18 protein-coding genes are annotated in these 15464 nt (G+C 62.8%); 9 read left to right on the forward strand and 9 right to left on the reverse strand.

The features are described 5' to 3' along the window. Positions 1–235: 235 nt before the first annotated feature. Both C2U40_RS19070 and C2U40_RS19075 read left to right on the forward strand, forming a co-directional pair. Positions 236–1528: a LapD/MoxY N-terminal periplasmic domain-containing protein gene (locus C2U40_RS19070; RefSeq protein WP_103827039.1), complete on the forward strand. Its 1293-nt coding sequence runs from the start codon at positions 236–238 to the stop codon at positions 1526–1528. Continuing rightward, positions 1528–2469, forward strand: a complete 942-nt coding sequence (locus C2U40_RS19075) for a TAXI family TRAP transporter solute-binding subunit (RefSeq protein ID WP_043164593.1) — start codon at positions 1528–1530, stop codon at positions 2467–2469. Before C2U40_RS19070 ends, C2U40_RS19075 begins: the two co-directional genes overlap by 1 nt. Here the strand turns inward: C2U40_RS19075 and C2U40_RS19080 are convergent. Further along, positions 2464–3138, reverse strand: coding sequence for a transglutaminase-like cysteine peptidase (locus C2U40_RS19080; protein WP_103827040.1), 675 nt, complete (start codon positions 3136–3138; stop codon positions 2464–2466). The genes C2U40_RS19075 and C2U40_RS19080 overlap by 6 nt on opposite strands. Positions 3139–3223: 85 nt before the next feature. Next, entirely contained in the window at positions 3224–4138 is a 915-nt protein-coding gene (gene znuA / locus C2U40_RS19085; RefSeq protein WP_011707443.1) for a zinc ABC transporter substrate-binding protein ZnuA, read from the reverse strand. 94 nt (positions 4139–4232) lie between these two features. Between znuA and znuC the strand changes: the two genes are divergently transcribed. Further along, the gene (znuC, locus tag C2U40_RS19090; protein ID WP_039214049.1) at positions 4233–4997 is read left to right on the forward strand and encodes a zinc ABC transporter ATP-binding protein ZnuC; all 765 of its coding nucleotides are present in this window, start codon (positions 4233–4235) and stop codon (positions 4995–4997) included. A 21-nt stretch (positions 4998–5018) separates the two neighbouring features. Beyond that, on the forward strand, positions 5019–5798 hold the full coding sequence (znuB, locus tag C2U40_RS19095) for a zinc ABC transporter permease subunit ZnuB (RefSeq protein WP_011707445.1): 780 nt from the start codon (positions 5019–5021) through the stop codon (positions 5796–5798). Positions 5799–5888: 90 nt separating this feature from the next. Here znuB and C2U40_RS19100 read toward each other — a convergent pair whose 3' ends face one another. Continuing rightward, entirely contained in the window at positions 5889–6806 is a 918-nt protein-coding gene (locus tag C2U40_RS19100; RefSeq protein ID WP_043160693.1) for a LysR substrate-binding domain-containing protein, read from the reverse strand. A gap of 91 nt (positions 6807–6897) precedes the next feature. On the opposite strand from C2U40_RS19100, the gene C2U40_RS19105 reads away from it, so the two are divergent. Next, the gene (locus C2U40_RS19105; protein WP_011707447.1) at positions 6898–7755 is read left to right on the forward strand and encodes a DMT family transporter; all 858 of its coding nucleotides are present in this window, start codon (positions 6898–6900) and stop codon (positions 7753–7755) included. Positions 7756–7765: 10 nt separating this feature from the next. Here C2U40_RS19105 and C2U40_RS19110 read toward each other — a convergent pair whose 3' ends face one another. Next, positions 7766–8347 carry a uracil-DNA glycosylase family protein gene (locus C2U40_RS19110; RefSeq protein ID WP_102987937.1) on the reverse strand — a complete coding sequence of 194 codons (582 nt, stop codon included), beginning with the start codon at positions 8345–8347 and terminating at the stop codon, positions 7766–7768. Positions 8348–8449: 102 nt separating this feature from the next. On the opposite strand from C2U40_RS19110, the gene rarD reads away from it, so the two are divergent. Further along, the gene (gene rarD / locus C2U40_RS19115) at positions 8450–9358 is read left to right on the forward strand and encodes an EamA family transporter RarD (protein ID WP_103827041.1); all 909 of its coding nucleotides are present in this window, start codon (positions 8450–8452) and stop codon (positions 9356–9358) included. On the opposite strand, the gene C2U40_RS19120 is transcribed toward rarD, so the two are convergent. After that, complete coding sequence (locus C2U40_RS19120) at positions 9340–10074, reverse strand: substrate-binding periplasmic protein (protein WP_041216483.1); 735 nt, start codon at positions 10072–10074, stop codon at positions 9340–9342. The two genes, rarD and C2U40_RS19120, sit on opposite strands and share 19 nt — an antisense overlap. A 44-nt stretch (positions 10075–10118) precedes the next feature. Between C2U40_RS19120 and C2U40_RS19125 the strand changes: the two genes are divergently transcribed. Beyond that, positions 10119–10529 carry a GIY-YIG nuclease family protein gene (locus C2U40_RS19125; RefSeq protein WP_103827042.1) on the forward strand — a complete coding sequence of 137 codons (411 nt, stop codon included), beginning with the start codon at positions 10119–10121 and terminating at the stop codon, positions 10527–10529. Positions 10530–10742: 213 nt separating this feature from the next. Here C2U40_RS19125 and pspG read toward each other — a convergent pair whose 3' ends face one another. The 4 genes from pspG to C2U40_RS19145 all read right to left on the reverse strand — a co-directional run bounded on the left by pspG (position 10743) and on the right by C2U40_RS19145 (position 12810). Continuing rightward, entirely contained in the window at positions 10743–10961 is a 219-nt protein-coding gene (gene pspG / locus C2U40_RS19130) for an envelope stress response protein PspG (protein ID WP_010636066.1), read from the reverse strand. Positions 10962–11003: 42 nt separating this feature from the next. Next, on the reverse strand, positions 11004–11210 hold the full coding sequence (locus C2U40_RS19135) for a PspC domain-containing protein (RefSeq protein ID WP_103827043.1): 207 nt from the start codon (positions 11208–11210) through the stop codon (positions 11004–11006). 2 nt (positions 11211–11212) lie between these two features. Further along, on the reverse strand, positions 11213–11875 hold the full coding sequence (pspA, locus tag C2U40_RS19140) for a phage shock protein PspA (RefSeq protein ID WP_024945598.1): 663 nt from the start codon (positions 11873–11875) through the stop codon (positions 11213–11215). Positions 11876–12081: 206 nt separating this feature from the next. Continuing rightward, positions 12082–12810 (reverse strand): 1-acylglycerol-3-phosphate O-acyltransferase, encoded by a 729-nt coding sequence (locus tag C2U40_RS19145; protein WP_016352068.1) that lies wholly within the window; start codon positions 12808–12810, stop codon positions 12082–12084. A 176-nt stretch (positions 12811–12986) separates the two neighbouring features. Between C2U40_RS19145 and C2U40_RS19150 the strand changes: the two genes are divergently transcribed. Further along, positions 12987–13367 (forward strand): hypothetical protein, encoded by a 381-nt coding sequence (locus tag C2U40_RS19150; RefSeq protein ID WP_103827134.1) that lies wholly within the window; start codon positions 12987–12989, stop codon positions 13365–13367. Positions 13368–13421: 54 nt separating this feature from the next. Further along, positions 13422–15464 carry a protein-disulfide reductase DsbD family protein gene (locus tag C2U40_RS19155; protein WP_103827044.1) on the forward strand — a complete coding sequence of 681 codons (2043 nt, stop codon included), beginning with the start codon at positions 13422–13424 and terminating at the stop codon, positions 15462–15464.

Genomic DNA, 15464 nt, shown 5'->3' on the forward strand with positions numbered 1-15464 from the left:
GGTGTTAGTGGTCAGTTTGTTTGTTATGAAACCGTATAAAACTGATTGTTTGACCTAAATACTCACAATTAGTTCATAGCAATCTGCATGAACCTCACATTTTATGCATAACATTCCTTTATGGGCAGAAATGATCGTCTTTTTTAACCATTTTTTTCCTATTTTTAAGAGCCGGGTCCGCTCGCATCAGACCCAAGGTTTCAGCATGTTGCGATAAATTTTCCATGGAGTGGATATGTCGTTAGCGAAACTGTTAAATCGAATCATCCTGATCTTGTTCCTGGCCGGGACCATCCTGCTGTTCATGCTGGAGGTCACCACGGTACGCCAGTCCATCCTCGATCAGATGTCTGCCAATCTGGAAACCGCCATCACGGCCCTCGGCCTGGTGCTGCAGGGCACCCTGCTCAACGATGACAAGGTACTGGCCGAAACCATCGTCAACGCCATGTTCGACGGCGGCTTCGTCAGTGCGGTCACCCTGCTGGATCCCGATGGCCAGGTGCTGTTTCAGAAGGTCTTTCACACGGCGCAGCAAAACGTGCCGACCTGGCTCCCCTCTGTTATCGACATGCCGCCGGTAAAAATTGAGCAGGAGCTGACCGATGGCTGGCGCATGCTGGGCACCCTCACCCTGGAAGGGCACACGGGTTATGCCTACCAGCACCTGTGGAATGCCATCAGCCGTACCGGCACGGCGCTGCTGGCCGGTCTGCTGGTATTCACCCTGGTGATCTCCTGGGTCTGCAACCGGCTGCTACGCCCGCTCGAGCAGATCAACCAGCAGTTGGTGAAGATCCGCAAGCGCCAGTTCAGCGGCAATCTGGCCTCCCCCTGGCTGCAGGATCTCAAGGAGCTGGTGGCCTCGGTCAACCAGCTGGTGTCCGAACGAAAACGGGATCTGCTGCAACAGCGGCTCAAGATCAGCCAGCTCAGCAAACAGGTCGCCATATCAAATCAGCCGCTGCAAACCTTGGCGGAGGCGGGAGAAGGTCTGCTGCAACAACATTTCTTCTCGACCCAGGGCAGCATTCGCCTCTACAGCCGCCTCATTCCAGAGGTCACCCCCTCGCTGGACAGCTCGCCGGACGAGATCCGGCACCTGCTCGATCTCTGGTTGCACCACACGGTCGAGGGGCTGCAACTGCCGCTCAGCCTGCTTGGCCATGCTGACTGGACGCAATTTTCTGCCCTGCTGGCCAAGGGCAGAGGCAAGACCCTCGACTGGCGCTGGGATCAGGAACATGTGCCGCCCCTTGCCCAGGAGCGGCTGGCCGCCTTGCAGGAACAGGGCGTGGAGATGGCTTTCAGCGCCATCCCGATGACCAACGAGACCTTCAATCAGCTCGACCCCATCAACCCAGTCTTCATCAGCTGCCAGCCAAGCCAGGCCCCGCTCTACTGGAATCTGGTGGCCCAGTGCCTGCACAGCGCGGGCTACACCCTGCTGGCGGAGGCCGGCGACATTCAGGATATCGATACCCTGCGCAACTGGGGCATCGATGGCTATGCCAGCAAGGAGGCATGATGAACAAGACCGGATTGTTGCTCGCTCTGCTGTGCCCACTGCCGCTGCTGGCCGACACTATGACCATCGCCACCGGCGGTGAGCAGGGGATCTATCACCAGATCGCCAAAGAGTTCTGTCGGCTGGCCAACAAGAGCGATGCCGGATTGCAGTGCAAGCTGCAGGCGACCTCGGGCTCCATCGAAAATCTGCGCCAGCTGAAGAGTGGCGAGACCCGCTATGCGCTGGTGCAGTCGGACTGGCTTTATCAGGCCAGTCACGGCCTGGGTCCGTATGCCAGTCAACCGCAGCCAGAGCTCAGAGCCATCTTCGCTACCCACGCCGAGCCTTTCACCATAGTGGTGCGGGCCGACGGCGATATCACCAGCCTGGAGCAGCTCAAACTGGCCCCCATCGACATGGGGCTCAAGAGCTCAGGCACCCGCCAGACGGCGCTCGCCCTGTTCAACGTGCTGGGTGCCAAGGAGCAGGATCTCGATCTCAAGAGCGTGGCCAATCTGGCCGAGTCGCTCTGCAGCAAGCAGATCGATGCCTATGGCCTGGTGATGGGCCACCCCAACCGTATCGTGCTGGATACAGCCAAACGCTGCGCCGTGCGTTTTCTGCCGATCGAGGGAGCGACCCGGGATCAGCTGCTCAAGGGGGTGAAGTACTACCAGCGCAGTCAGGTGCCTGCTCGCATCTACCCGGGCAACCTCAAGGCGACGCCGACCTTTGCCATCGCAGCTACCCTGGTGACCACCGCCAGCACGCCGGAAGCCGATGTTTACCGCCTGACCAAGGCCATGCTAGCCCAGCAAACCAAGTTCAATGAGCAGACCTACGGCTACGCCAACCTGTTCCACCAGGCACGCAATAAAACCGGCCCGGTGCTGAGCATCGATCAGCATCCGGGCGCGGCCAAATATTTCGAGGAGTTGAAAACCGCGGGCAAGCTATAGCTCGCGGCGGGGGGAGCGCAGTTGCTCGCTGGAGAACCGGGTCTTCATCGACGTCCACTGCGCCAACCTGTCGGCACTGCCTGCCAGCGTCCCTTCACGGCGGGACTTCATGATCCAGATGCTTTTGGCATCAAAGCTGTAAACGGGGATAAGGTCGGTTCGCTTGCTGCCGGGCAGGATCCGGCTGTTGATGTTGTCGAGTACCATTGGATCCGACTTGGGGGTCGCGAAGTAGAGCGTCACCATGTGGAACTGGTTGTAACGCACCGCCTTGACGTAGGCCAGCCGCAACTTCTTCTCGTCCACCCCCAGCTCCATCAGGGTGTAGTACTTGGAGATGCTGTAATCCTCGCAGTCGCCACCGCGGGCGCCGATGAACTCCAGCGGATTGGCCCAGTAATCCGCTTCTCCCCACAACCTGGGATCATCGCTGTAGGTCAGGTTGTTGAAGTAGTTGTTCACCAGCTCGATCTTCTGCTGATCCGTGGTACCGGCCCTGGGCGTGAGCAGGCGCGAAAATGCCTCGGCCCGCTGAATGGCACGACCACCATACACTTCCTGCAATTTTGCCCGCAACTCGGGGCTGGCGATATATTCGGAGAGGCGGGATGCCTGCACGCTGGCACAGCATAGCGCCAACGTGCAGGTGGGAACGAGCAGCCATTTCATACAAGACACTCCCTGTCAGATGCTGGAGGTCAGTATAGTTGGCTGTGCTCGCCCCATCGATGAGCACGACGGCTCGGCAGCTCTGTCAGCGGCACTCGGCGAAAGCGTCGGCCAGTTGCTGCATGAACCGGGGATAGCCATCCGGACCGAGCGGTACCTGCTCACCCACTTCGTCCAGCAGCAGCACCTTGGCACCGGTATTGCGGGCCACCGACTCGATCACCGCCGGCGAGAATTGCGGCTCGGCATAGATGCAGCTCGCCTTTTTCTCTTCCAGCGCCTTGCGGATCTCCACCAGGGTCTTGGCGCCAGGACGTCGCTCCGGGCTCACGGTAAAGTGGCCCTTGGAGCTCATGCCATAGTGGCGCTCCCAGTAGCCATAGGCCTCGTGAAACACGAAGTAGCCCTTCTGATTCACCGCCTTCATCTGCTCGGCAATCACCTTGTCCTTGGCCTCTACCTTGGCCTTGAACGCCAGCAGGTTGGCGCGATAACGCTCGGCGTTGGCCGGATCCTGAGCGCTCAGGGTTTCGCTCAGGGCATTGGCAATGACCAGCGCCTGGGTCGGCCCCAGCCAGATGTGGGGATCGACGCCCTCGTGGTGGTGCCCCTCATGACCATCGTGATCATGACCTTCATGCCCCTCGTCAGCATGTTCTTCGTGACCGGCCTGCTTGCTGTAATCGAACAGCGGCATCCCTTCGACCCGGGTCAAGGTCAACACATGGGGATGCTTGGCCAGCGGTTTGGCCATGAAGCCTTCCAGCTCGGGGCCGACCCAAACCACCAGATCGGCCTCATTGATGCTGCGAATATCGGAGGGGCGCAGGGAAAAATCATGGGGCGAGGCGCCGGTCGGCAGCAGCACCTTGGGCTCGCTCACGCCGTCGGTGATGGCGGCCGCGATGAAACCCAGCGGCTTGATGGTGGTCAGCACCTCGAGGGCACGGACAGGCAGACTCACCGCCAGCAGGGCAGTGATCAGGGCAAGAATTCGCATAGAGATCTCGTCAGGAAGTGTGTGTGTGATATTATAACAAACCAACGTTATTGTTATATTATAACTCTCACAGGCTGTAAACCCCGGAGCTGTCATGACCCAACTGGTGGAGCTGAAAGAGGTCTGTCTTTCCTTTGATGGACGATCCGTGCTCGACAAGGTCTCCTTTACCCTGAACAAAGGCAAAATCACTACCCTGGTCGGCCCCAACGGAGCGGGCAAGAGTACCTTGAGCAAGCTGGTACTGGGCCTGCTCACGCCGGATTCGGGCCACATCACCCGCAGCCGCGACCTGCGGGTCGGTTATGTGCCCCAGCGCCTCTATCTGGATCCCACCTTGCCGCTGACGGTGCGCCGTTTCCTGCAGCTTGGCAAGAATGGCCGCCTCTCCATCGAGGAGGCGCTGAACCGGGTCGGTGCGGAAGATCTCTTGGACAACCGGATGCAAAAGCTCTCCGGCGGCGAGATGCAGCGGGTGCTGCTGGCCCGCGCTCTGCTGGTCAAACCCGAGCTGCTGGTGCTGGACGAGCCGGTGCAAGGGGTGGATATCAACGGCCAGATCGAGCTCTACGCCCTCATCAGCCAGCTGGCCGCCGAGTTCAACTGTGCCGTGCTGATGGTCTCCCACGACCTGCACCTGGTGATGGCCAGCACCCACGAGGTGATCTGCCTCAACCGCCACGTCTGCTGTCACGGCGAACCGGAGAGCGTGGCTCGCCACCCCGAATTTGCCCGCCTGTTCGGTCGACCAGAGCAGGAGGTGCTGGCGGTCTACACCCACCATCACCACTGCGACGGCGAACACCATCATCATGAACCGCAGGCCCCCGTCATTCGCCTGCCCTCCCGCAATCAATAACGTACCCGACAGGATCATCAAGTGGACAGCTTTCTGTTATACGCCCTCGCGGCCGGCCTCGGCATCGCCCTGCTGGCCGGTCCCCTCGGCAGCTTCGTGGTGTGGCGCAAGATGGCCTATTTTGGCGACACCCTCTCCCACGCCTGCCTGTTCGGCATCGCGCTCGGCATCCTGCTGCAGGTGGACCTCACCCTGGCGGTGGTGGTCTGCTGCCTCGCCATGGCCATGCTGCTGGTGATCATGAGCCGCAACCAGCAGGTAGCCACCGATACCCTGCTCGGCATCCTGGCCCACAGCGCCCTGTCGCTCGGCCTGGTTACCTTGAGCTTCATGGACAACGTGCGGGTGGATCTGATGGCCTACCTGTTCGGCGACCTGCTCTCGGTGCAGCCGATGGACCTGCTCTGGATCTATGGCGGCGGCGCCTTGGTGCTGCTCACCCTGTGGCGGTTGTGGGATCCCCTGCTCTCCATGACCATCTCCGAAGAGCTGGCGCGGGTGGAAGGGGTAAGGGTCGATGTACTGCGCTGCGTGCTGATGCTGCTGATTGGCTTGGTGATCGCCGTGGCGATGAAGTTCGTCGGGGCGCTGATCATCACCTCCTTGCTGATCATCCCTGCGGCAACGGCCCGCCGCTTCAGCCGGACACCGGAACAGATGGCCGGCTTTGCCGCCCTCATCGGCTGCCTTGCCGTGCTCGGCGGACTGCTGCTCTCCTGGTATCAGGACACCCCGGCCGGCCCTTCGGTGGTGGTCTGCGCCACCAGCCTGTTTATCCTGAGCCAGTTCAAGAAAGCCTGAACCTAAGTGGCCTGAGCCTTGCTGTCAGGCCACTCCATATCTCGACCCTTCGCTGGATCTCCGCCACCAACCTGCTCGTGCTAAGCCGATTCAAACTCGCCTGAGCGGTTCATTCTCGCCGGGACGCAGGCTGGCTTGCGCCTCCTGCCAGAGCCACTGGCGCAGCCGGCTGATGGCGGGCTCATGGACACGCGAACGCTTGCAGACGAAATAGAAGTTGTCCCCGGTCTCCAGTGCATGCAGCGGCAGTCGTACCAGACCAGGATCCTCCGGCTGCAGCATATAGTCGTTGATGAGCGCCACCCCCTGATCCCAGTTGGCCGCCTCCAGTGCCAGCAGAATGTGGCTGAAATGGTGCATCCTCGCCTCGGGGGCGATCGTCAGCCCGCCCACGTCGGCCCAGCGCCGCCAATCCTCCCCCTTCTCCTTGTAGATCGCCTGGATGGAGAGCAGCGGCAGTTGCCACAGGGCCGCAGGCCACTCCCCCTCCACCTGCTGCCACAGCCGCCGGCTGCACACCGGCATCAGCCGCTCCCGATAGAGCAGATCGTGCATATAGCCAGGCCCCTTAGGGGAGACAGTGATGAAGCAGTCCGCCACCCGATCGGAGAGTTCAGGATCCTCCGCCACCATCTCCAGGCTGAGATCCAGCTCGGGATAGAGCTGGCGCAGCCCTGCCAGCCTCGGGATCAGCCACTTCACCGCAAACGAGCTGTAGACAGCGAGCCGGATCCGCATTTCGCCACCACCGCGCAACTGCTCGCTGCTCTGGGCAATCTGGCCGAGCCCGGCGGAGATCCCCTCGAAATAGACCTCCCCCTGCGCCGTCAACGACAGCAGCCGGCCCTGGCGCAGCAACAACCGCTCCCCCAGAAAATCCTCCAGCAGGCGGATCTGGTGGCTGACCGCACTCTGGCTGACGTTCAGCTCAATCGCGGCGCGAGAAAAGCTGAGCAGGCGGGCAACCACTTCGAAGTATTGAACGGCACGCAGGGGAGGCAGTTTCATTATCCAAAATTCTCATGCATGGTGATTTTTTATCATTTTACTGGATAACGGCACGCGGGCTACCCTTCCCTCATCAAACATGGGAGGTGGTATGAATGCAGTGGGGATCGGCATCCTTTATCTGGTGCTGGGCAATATGGTGGCGGTCTTTTCCGACGCGTTGGTCAAGGTGCTGGAGCCGGACCAGCCGGTGTTCCAGTTCGTCTTCTTCCGCCAGCTCTCCGCCGCCATCCTGCTGGCCCCCTGGCTGCTCTGGTCATGGCGTCGCAACCCGCCGGTGGCGCTCAAGTGGCATCTGCTGCGGGCCCATATCTGGGCCGTCGGCGTCTGCCTGATGGTGATCGCCCTCACCCGGCTGCCGCTGGCCACCGCCAACGCCCTCTTCTATGCCGCGCCGCTGATGATGGTACCGCTGGCGGTGTGGCTGGCGGGGGAAGCGATCTCGCGCCAGAAGGTGCTGACCGCCTTCATCGGCTTTGTCGGGGTGCTGATCGTGCTGCGCCCCACCGAGGTGAACTGGGCGGCGCTGGCGGCGCTCGGGGTGGCGCTCTCCATGGCGCTCAACAATCTGCTGATCAAGCGGATCCCGCTCCAGCAGCCCATCGCCCAGACCCTGTTCTTTACCAACGTGTTGAGCATGCCCTTCATCATGGCGCTGGCCTGGTGGGAAGGGGGCGACTGGCAGTGGCAGATGTGGTGGCCCGCCTTCGGCTCTTCGGCGCTGATCATGGTCTATGCGGGATTGTGCGTGGTGGCCTATCGCAAGGCGGAGGCGAGCAAAATAGCCTCGGCAGAGTACACCGGCCTGCTGATGGCGGTCGCCATCGGGGTATGGCTGTTCGATGAGCAGCCGGGACTGCCGCTGCTGCTGGGGTGCCTGTGCATCATACTGCCGCTCATCGCCATGGCCCGCAGCAAGCCCAAACCGCAGGTCGAACCGGCTCTCTAACCAGCGAGGGTCACCCCAGCAGTGGGGCGACCCTTTGTTGCAGATGGGGGATCACATCCTGCTCGAACCAGGGATTCTTCTTGAGCCAGAAGGTGTTGCGCGGGGACGGGTGCGGCAGCGGCAACCAGGCCGGGCCGTAGTCAGCCCAGCTGCGTACCGTCTCGGTCAGCGACCCTTTCGCCGCATCCCGCAGGTAGTAGGCTTGCGCATACTGGCCGATCAGCAGAGTCAGCTCGATGTTGGGCAGCAGCATCAGCACCTTGTCGTGCCAGGTGGGTGCACATTCGGGGCGCGGCGGCAGATCCCCCGACTTGCCCTTGCCGGGGTAACAGAGCCCCATCGGCATGATGGCGATACGGGATTCATCGTAAAAGGTGGCCTTGTCCACCCCGAGCCACTGGCGCAGGCGATCGCCCGAGGGATCGTCCCAGGGGATGCCGCTGGCATGCACCCGGGTGCCGGGAGCCTGGCCGATGATCAGCAGACGGGCCCGCTCGCTGCCACGGATCACCGGTCTGGGCCCGAGCGGCAAGTGTGCCTCGCACAGGCGGCAGGCACGGATCTGTTCAAACAAACTGTCGAGTCGGTTCATGGGCCCGATAGTAGCAGAGTTTTCCGCCGGATCCTGCTTGTGAAAGATTCAGCAGATACTTATCATGCAGCCACATTTGTTTAATTTAATAAACGGAGCGAGATGAAGAACTGGATGGGCACCGGCAGCGCGGCCCTCTCATTCGTGCTGTGGGGCATGCTGCCCCTCTATTACCAGTTCATGCCCGCAGTCAACATGTGGGAGCTGCTCTCCCACCGGGTACTCTGGTCGGCGGTGCTGCTGGGCGTCCTGTTCCTCCTCATCGGCTACCGGGTGCCCTGGGCGCGACTGCGCAGCGAACCGCGCCAGCTCGGCCTCATCCTGCTGGCCGGCCCCGTCATGTCCATCAGCTGGTGCATGTTCACCTGGTGCCTCACCACAGGCCAGGTGCTGGCCACCAGCCTCGCCTTCTTCATGACGCCGCTGTTCAACATCGTGTTTGCCGTGTTGTTCCTCAAAGAGAGGCTCACCCTGCAAAAACACCTGGCGGTGGCACTGGCGCTGGCGGGGCTGGCCTACATGCTCTTTTCTTACGGCCAGCTGCCCTGGTTCTCCCTCATCATGGGGGCCAACTTCGCCCTCTACGGTCTGCTCAAGAAGAAGGTCCACTATGACGCAGGCGTCAGTCTCTATCTCGAGGCGCTGGTGCAACTGCCCGTTGCCCTGCTGATCATCGGCGCTCTGGCGGTGAGCGGCGCCAGCCAGTTCGTGGCCGGTGACTGGACCGAGCGACTGCTGCTGATGGGCAGCGCCCCCGCGACCCTGCTGCCGGTGGGGCTGTTCTGCTACGGCATGATGCGCACCCGCATGAGCACGGTGGGTCTGCTGCAGTACATTGAGCCCAGCCTCGCCTTCCTGCTCGCCATCTTCTGGTTTGGCGAGACGCCGGATCCGGTGAAATCGGTGGGGTTTGCCTTCGTCTGGGCCGGCCTGCTGGTGAGCCTGCTGCCGCTGCACAAGCTCGGGCGCCATCTGCGCCGCAACGCCGACGCTCAGGGTCTGCCGCGGTAGGATTCCAGGATGGCGTGCCACTTGGGATCCCGGTCCATCTGCTCGGCGATGTCATTCAGCCGGCTGTGCAGTGCGCTGCGGGATTTTGGCAACAGGATGTGGCGGGTATAGCTGGACTGGGCAAAGGGCGAGACGAACAGCTTGCCCTCGAAGGCCGGGTCATGGGTGAAGAAGGTGAGCGCCGAGCCCGGCACCAGGGTCACGTCGATGCGGCCGCGCACCAGCAGGCTGAAGTTGGTCTTGACCTTCTTGGCATCGACCCGCACCAGATCGCCCCTGGCCGCCGCCTCGTCGATGCCCTGATAGCGATACCCCTCGATGCCGCCGAAGGTCATCCCCTTCAGTGAGTCGGGCCCGCGATAGATGACCGGCCTGGCGACGCTGGAGATGAGCTCGTTGGTATCGCGCATGATGGGAAAGGTCCAGAGGTAGAGCTCGCGCTGGGGATCCCCCACCCAGGCGGGATTGACCCAGGCCACCAGGCCGTCGAAGCCGGGGTCCGACATCTCCAGCGCCAGTCTGGCCCGATTCACCAGCCAAAGTTCCAGCCTGGGTTCTCCGCCAAGCTTTTCATTGAGATACTTGACTAGATCCCGGCTCAGACCGGTCTGCTCCCCGGTCATGAAGGGGGGGTGCTGATGATAGTCGTAGAGACGCAGCGTCTCGCCATGAGCCGATATCGACAGCAAACACCACAACCACCACCACGCTCGCATCGCACCTCCTTGAGCTGCTATTGAGTGTGGCACAGAGAGATCGAATGAGAGAACCCGCTCCCGGCGCCGAACCGGCTGCCACTCCACCCGCCAGCCACTGGTTCATCTACATGGTGCGTACTGCCAGCGGCCTGCTCTATACCGGGATCAGCACGGACCCGCTCCGCCGCCTGAGCCAGCATCAGAGCGGCAAGGGGTCCCGCGCCCTGCGTGGCAAGGGACCGCTGACCCTGGCGTGGCAGCAGGCCGTCGGCGAGAAAGGGGCGGCGCTGCGCCTCGAATACCGGCTCAAGCAGCAGAGCAAGGCCTTCAAGGAGCAGCTGATCACCCAGCCGGAGCACTGGCTCGCCTGCAGTCAGTCCTGGCTGGCCACCGCCCAGACACAAAAAAGGCCGCTGCACGCAGCGACCAAGGAAGGATCCGATAACAGGGAGTGTCAACGGCAGGTTGATTAACCTGCTTGCGCCGGCGGCTGAAACCAGCACTCCACCACCCAGATACAAAAAAGGCCGCGGTATGCAGCGGCCAAGGAAGGATCCGGTAACAGGGAGTGTCAACGGCAGGTTGGTTAACCTGCTTGCGCCGGCTGCTGAAACCAGCACTCCACCACCCAGACAAAAAAGGCAGCTGCACGCAGCGGCCAAGGAAGGAGCCGGTAACAGGGAGTGTCAACGGTAGGTATTGGCCTGCTTGCGCCGGCTGCTGATGAACCAACACACCACCAGCAGCACCAGCAACCAGGGCGCCAGCTTGATGATGAGGGCAAACATGCCGGCCAGGGCGCCAAACAGCACGAAGACGCCGCTCACCAGCAGCATGGCCAGCACGGTGAACCCGGCCAGCGCCATGCCGACCAGAACCAGCATCAAGACGATAAATTCCAGCATGTTTTGCTCCTCACTGGGTTAATGCCGCTGAGTGACCCGGGGTCAATCCAGCCAGCGCTTCAATTCACGACGGGGCGGCATGATCAGCACCGCCAGCAGATAGGCGGCCAGCGCCAGGGGCGGCATCAGGATCAGCGCCACCAGGGCCGCGACCCGCACCGTCACCCTGGAGAGCCCCAGCCCGTTGGCGATGCCGGCACAGACCCCGGTCAGCTTGCGATGGGCAAGATCCTTCGGCCAGGGCGTCATGGTTATGCCTCCACCTTCTGGCCCTTGAGGCGGGCCAGCTCCCGTTCAATCTCGTCGTTCAGCTCCAGCTCGCGGAACTGGGCCTCCAGCGAGGGGTTCTGCCCCAGGGTTGCCGCCTCCAGCTGGGCTTCCAGCTGATCGACCCGGCCCTGAAAGCCGTCAAAACGGGCCATCAGCTCGTGCATGCGCTGGTTGTCCACCTGGGCACGGGCCCGCAGCCGGCTGTGGGCGGTCTGCTCGCGCAGGGTCAGCAGCTTCTGCTTCTCGCGCGCCTCGGTCAGCTTGGCGGCCAACCGCTCGCTGTCGGCGGTGAGCTGGGCCAGCACCTCGGCGACCCGCGCCTTGTCCTGCTCCAGCTGTTCGCATTTTTTGACCTCGGCCAGCTTCTCGGTCAGCGCGGCCCGGGCCAGGTCCTCACGCCCCTTCTGGATGGCGAGCTCGGCCTTGGCCGCCCACTCCAGGATCTGGTGCTGCAACGCCTGCTGATGACGCTCCAGCTGCTTCTGTTCGGCAATGACGCGGGCGGCCTGGGTTCTCATCTCGACCTGGACCTGCTCCATCTCCTCGATCATCAGCCGCAGCATCTTCTCCGGCTCTTCGCTCTTGTCGAGCAGGCTGTGCAGGTTGGCATTGATCACGTCGGTCAGGCGGCTAAATACGCTCATGGTCTGGCTCCTTGTTGATGGGATGGCTATCTCTTCCCATGACATTACAAGAGCCGTGCCAAGATGATTTTTCCTTTACTTACATATAGATGAGGTTTTATCAGGTATTTTCAATACCATCTTGGTGGCGAAAAATACCGATCTAGTGGTGATTTTCACCAATAAAAAAGGGAGCCGGCGGCTCCCTCATGCAATCAGCGGTGTACTCAGGCGGCCCGGGGATGACCGAGCTTGCTGTCCAGCTCCGCCAGCTTGGCCTCCATCCGGGCACGGCAGTTGTCGGAGAGATCGCGAATGCCGGCGGCACCGTGCTCCTTGCTGCAGACCGGGGCCATCACTTCCAGCAGCACCTCGCCGTTGTCCCAGCGGTTGAGATCGATCTGGCCGAAGTAGCTGGAGCAGACGATGGGCACCACCGGCACCTCTGCCTGTACCGCGGTGTGGAAGGCGCCCGCCTTGAACGGCAGCAGGCCACGCCCCTTGGAGCGGGTCCCTTCCGGGAACATCCAGATGGAGGTACCGCGATTCTTGATGCGCTCCACCACCTGACCGATGGTGCCGATGGCGCGGGAGCGGTTGGAGCGGTCGATCAGCACGTTGCCGGAGAGCCAGAAGATGAGACCGAAGAAGGGCAGCCACAGCAGGCTCTTCTTGCCCACTGCCACCACGCCGGGCTGCACCGCGCCGGTCACGGTGAAGATGTCGTAGTTGCTCTGGTGGTTGCAGACGTAGACCGCCGGCCCCACCGATTTGACCTCGTCGGCCACCGTCACCCGGACCTTGAGCCCGATCAGCGGGCAGACAGCATGGTACATGCGGGCGAAGACATAGACGTTGTTGGGATGGCGCGGACGCACCAGGCAAAGCAGCAGACCGAACAGGAACCAGAAGATGAGCAGCAGACCAAGCAGCAGCACACGGGCAAGTTTGAGCATCGAACACCTCGGATTGTGACTCGGCGCAGTATACTGGTCCCCCTTTTAGCGAACAAGCGTTCGCCAAATAGAACCGACCACCCCTGCCGCCTACCCCTGAGCCTCAAAACAGATGGCGGCTTGCCCCACCCGGCGTTGGCCGTTAGGATGTGGCCATCTTGATGAACGGGGCGAGCATGATTTACCAACAACGCGTGGCGAAACGACTCCTGCTGCTGGTCTGCCTGCTGGTGCTCAATTGCGCTGCCCAGCCGCTGGCCCGGCTGGCCCTGCTCGATCACGCTCTCAGCTGTCAGGCCCTGCCCTCCTTCGTCACGGCCGACGACCAGGCCGACAAGGGCACGCCCGCCAGCCCGCAGCCCAGCAGTTGCCAGCTCAACGGCAAGTGGTTGAGCGCCACCACCCTGCTCTGCCTCGAGCAGCTGTTCTTTGCGGTGGCCCTGCTCATCGCGCTGCTGGCCCCGCTCTGGCGCTACACGCCGCCACTGCCGCCGCCACGGGCCGTGTCGCCCCCCGAACGACGACTTCACCTCACCCTCTGTGTCTGGCGGGAATGAGTTCAGCCGCGCTTTTTGAGCCTGCTGTCATTCATTTTTTGCGAGACAACATTTATGTCAACTCTCTTTAAGGCGAGCCTGCTGCTGGGCTGCCTGCTGTGGCAATCCAGCGGATTGGCCAGCGATACGGGCTGGCTCACCAGCCCCCAGAACGATCACGCCAAGGTCAGGCTGCAAGCTGACCGCAGCGTCCCTGACCACACCCGCATCCTGCTCGAGGTGGCCCTCGAGTCCGGCTGGAAAACCTACTGGCGCAGTCCGGGTGAAGGGGGCATAGCGCCCCAGATCCTGTGGGATCAGCCGGTCGGCGACTTCCAGTGGCACTGGCCCACGCCGCGCCCCTTCGAGGTGGCCGGGCTCAGTACCCAGGGTTATCAGCAACAGGTGCGCTTCCCCCTGAGCCTCGACTACCCGGCCGGGCAGCCGCTCAAGGGCACCTTGCGCCTCTCCACCTGCAGCAACGTCTGCATCCTGACCGACTACCCCTTCACCCTGGCGGTGGATGGGCAGGCGCCGGCCGGTTTCGACTTCGCCTGGGCCCAGACCATGAGCACCCTGCCGCAGGCGCTGCCTGCCGACACCCGGGTCGAGCTCGGCTACCAGCACAACCAGCTGCAGCTGCGCGCCGAGCGGGCAGAGGGCTGGCAGGAGCCTGCGCTCTTCATCGATGCGCTGGAGGGGGCCGAGTTCGGCAAGCCCGCGCTCGAGGTCAGCGGCAACATACTGATTGCCCGGGTCCCGGTCAGCGATGGCTGGCAGGGGGATGCCCCTGACTTGCGCGGTCAATCCCTCAGCCTGCTGCTCGGCAGCGGCGATGAGGCCTGGCAGACCCGCGCCACCATCGCCGATCCCCTCGCCTTGCCAGCCCCAGGCCAGCCTCTCATCTGGCTGCTGGGGGCGGCGCTGCTCGGCGGCCTCATCCTCAACCTGATGCCCTGCGTGCTGCCGGTGCTGGCCCTGAAACTGGGCACCGTGCTGCAGCAGCAAGAGAGCGAACAGCGACAGGTGCGCAAGCAGTTCCTCGCCGCCAGCGCCGGGATCATTGCCTCCTTCTGGGTGCTGGCGGCCATGAGCAGCCTGCTGCGCGCGTCTCAGGGCGCCGTCGGCTGGGGGATCCAGTTCCAGAGCGCCGGTTTCATCGGCTTCATGGTGGCGGTGACCCTGCTGTTTTGCGCCAACCTGCTGGGGCTGTTCGAAATCCTTCTGCCCAGCAATCTCAGCACTCGCCTCGCCACCAGCGGCGGCAAAGGGCTCGGCGGCCACTTCCTGCAGGGGAGCTTTGCCACCCTCCTGGCCACTCCCTGCTCGGCCCCCTTCCTCGGCACCGCGGTGGCCTTTGCGCTGGCGGCGCCGCTCGGCCAGCTCTGGCTCATCTTCACGGCGCTCGGCCTTGGCATGAGCCTGCCCTGGCTGCTGGTGGCGGCCTTGCCGCGCCTCGCCCTCTGGCTGCCCAAACCGGGCCGCTGGATGGGGCGACTGCGCATCCTGCTCGGGTTGATGATGCTGGGCTCCAGCCTCTGGCTGGCGAGCCTGCTTGGCAACCATCTGGGCAGCACGGCCACCGGCTGGCTGATGGCCGCCATGCTGCTGGTGCTGCTGATTGGCATCCTCTGGCGTTATGGCATGCGCGGTTTCACGCTGGCCCTCTCTCTCTCGGCACTCATCGGCGGCGCCCTGTTGCTGGGGGGTGCCCTCACGGCGCAGGGGTCGGGCAGCGTCGATCGCATTGCCTGGCAGCCGCTCTCCGAACAGGCCATCGTCGATGCGCTGGCCCAGCGCAAGCGGGTCTTCGTCGACGTCACCGCCGACTGGTGTGTCACCTGCAAGGCCAACAAGTACAACGTGCTGCTGCGTGACGAGGTGCAAAGCGCCCTGTCGGCCCCTGACGTGGTGGCCCTGCGTGGTGACTGGAGCCGGCCGAGCGATGCCATCTCCGCCTTCCTGCGCCAGCGCGGCGCGGCCGCCGTCCCCTTCAACCAGATCTACGGGCCCGGCCTGCCAGAGGGAGAGATCCTCTCACCCCTGCTGGACAAGGCCGACTTGCTCGACGTGTTGCACCAGGCCGGCCTCCTCCAGGCCGATGCCCCCCATTTTTAA

The organism is Aeromonas sp. ASNIH4 (assembly GCF_002934425.1).
Lineage (GTDB): Bacteria > Pseudomonadota > Gammaproteobacteria > Enterobacterales > Aeromonadaceae > Aeromonas > Aeromonas hydrophila.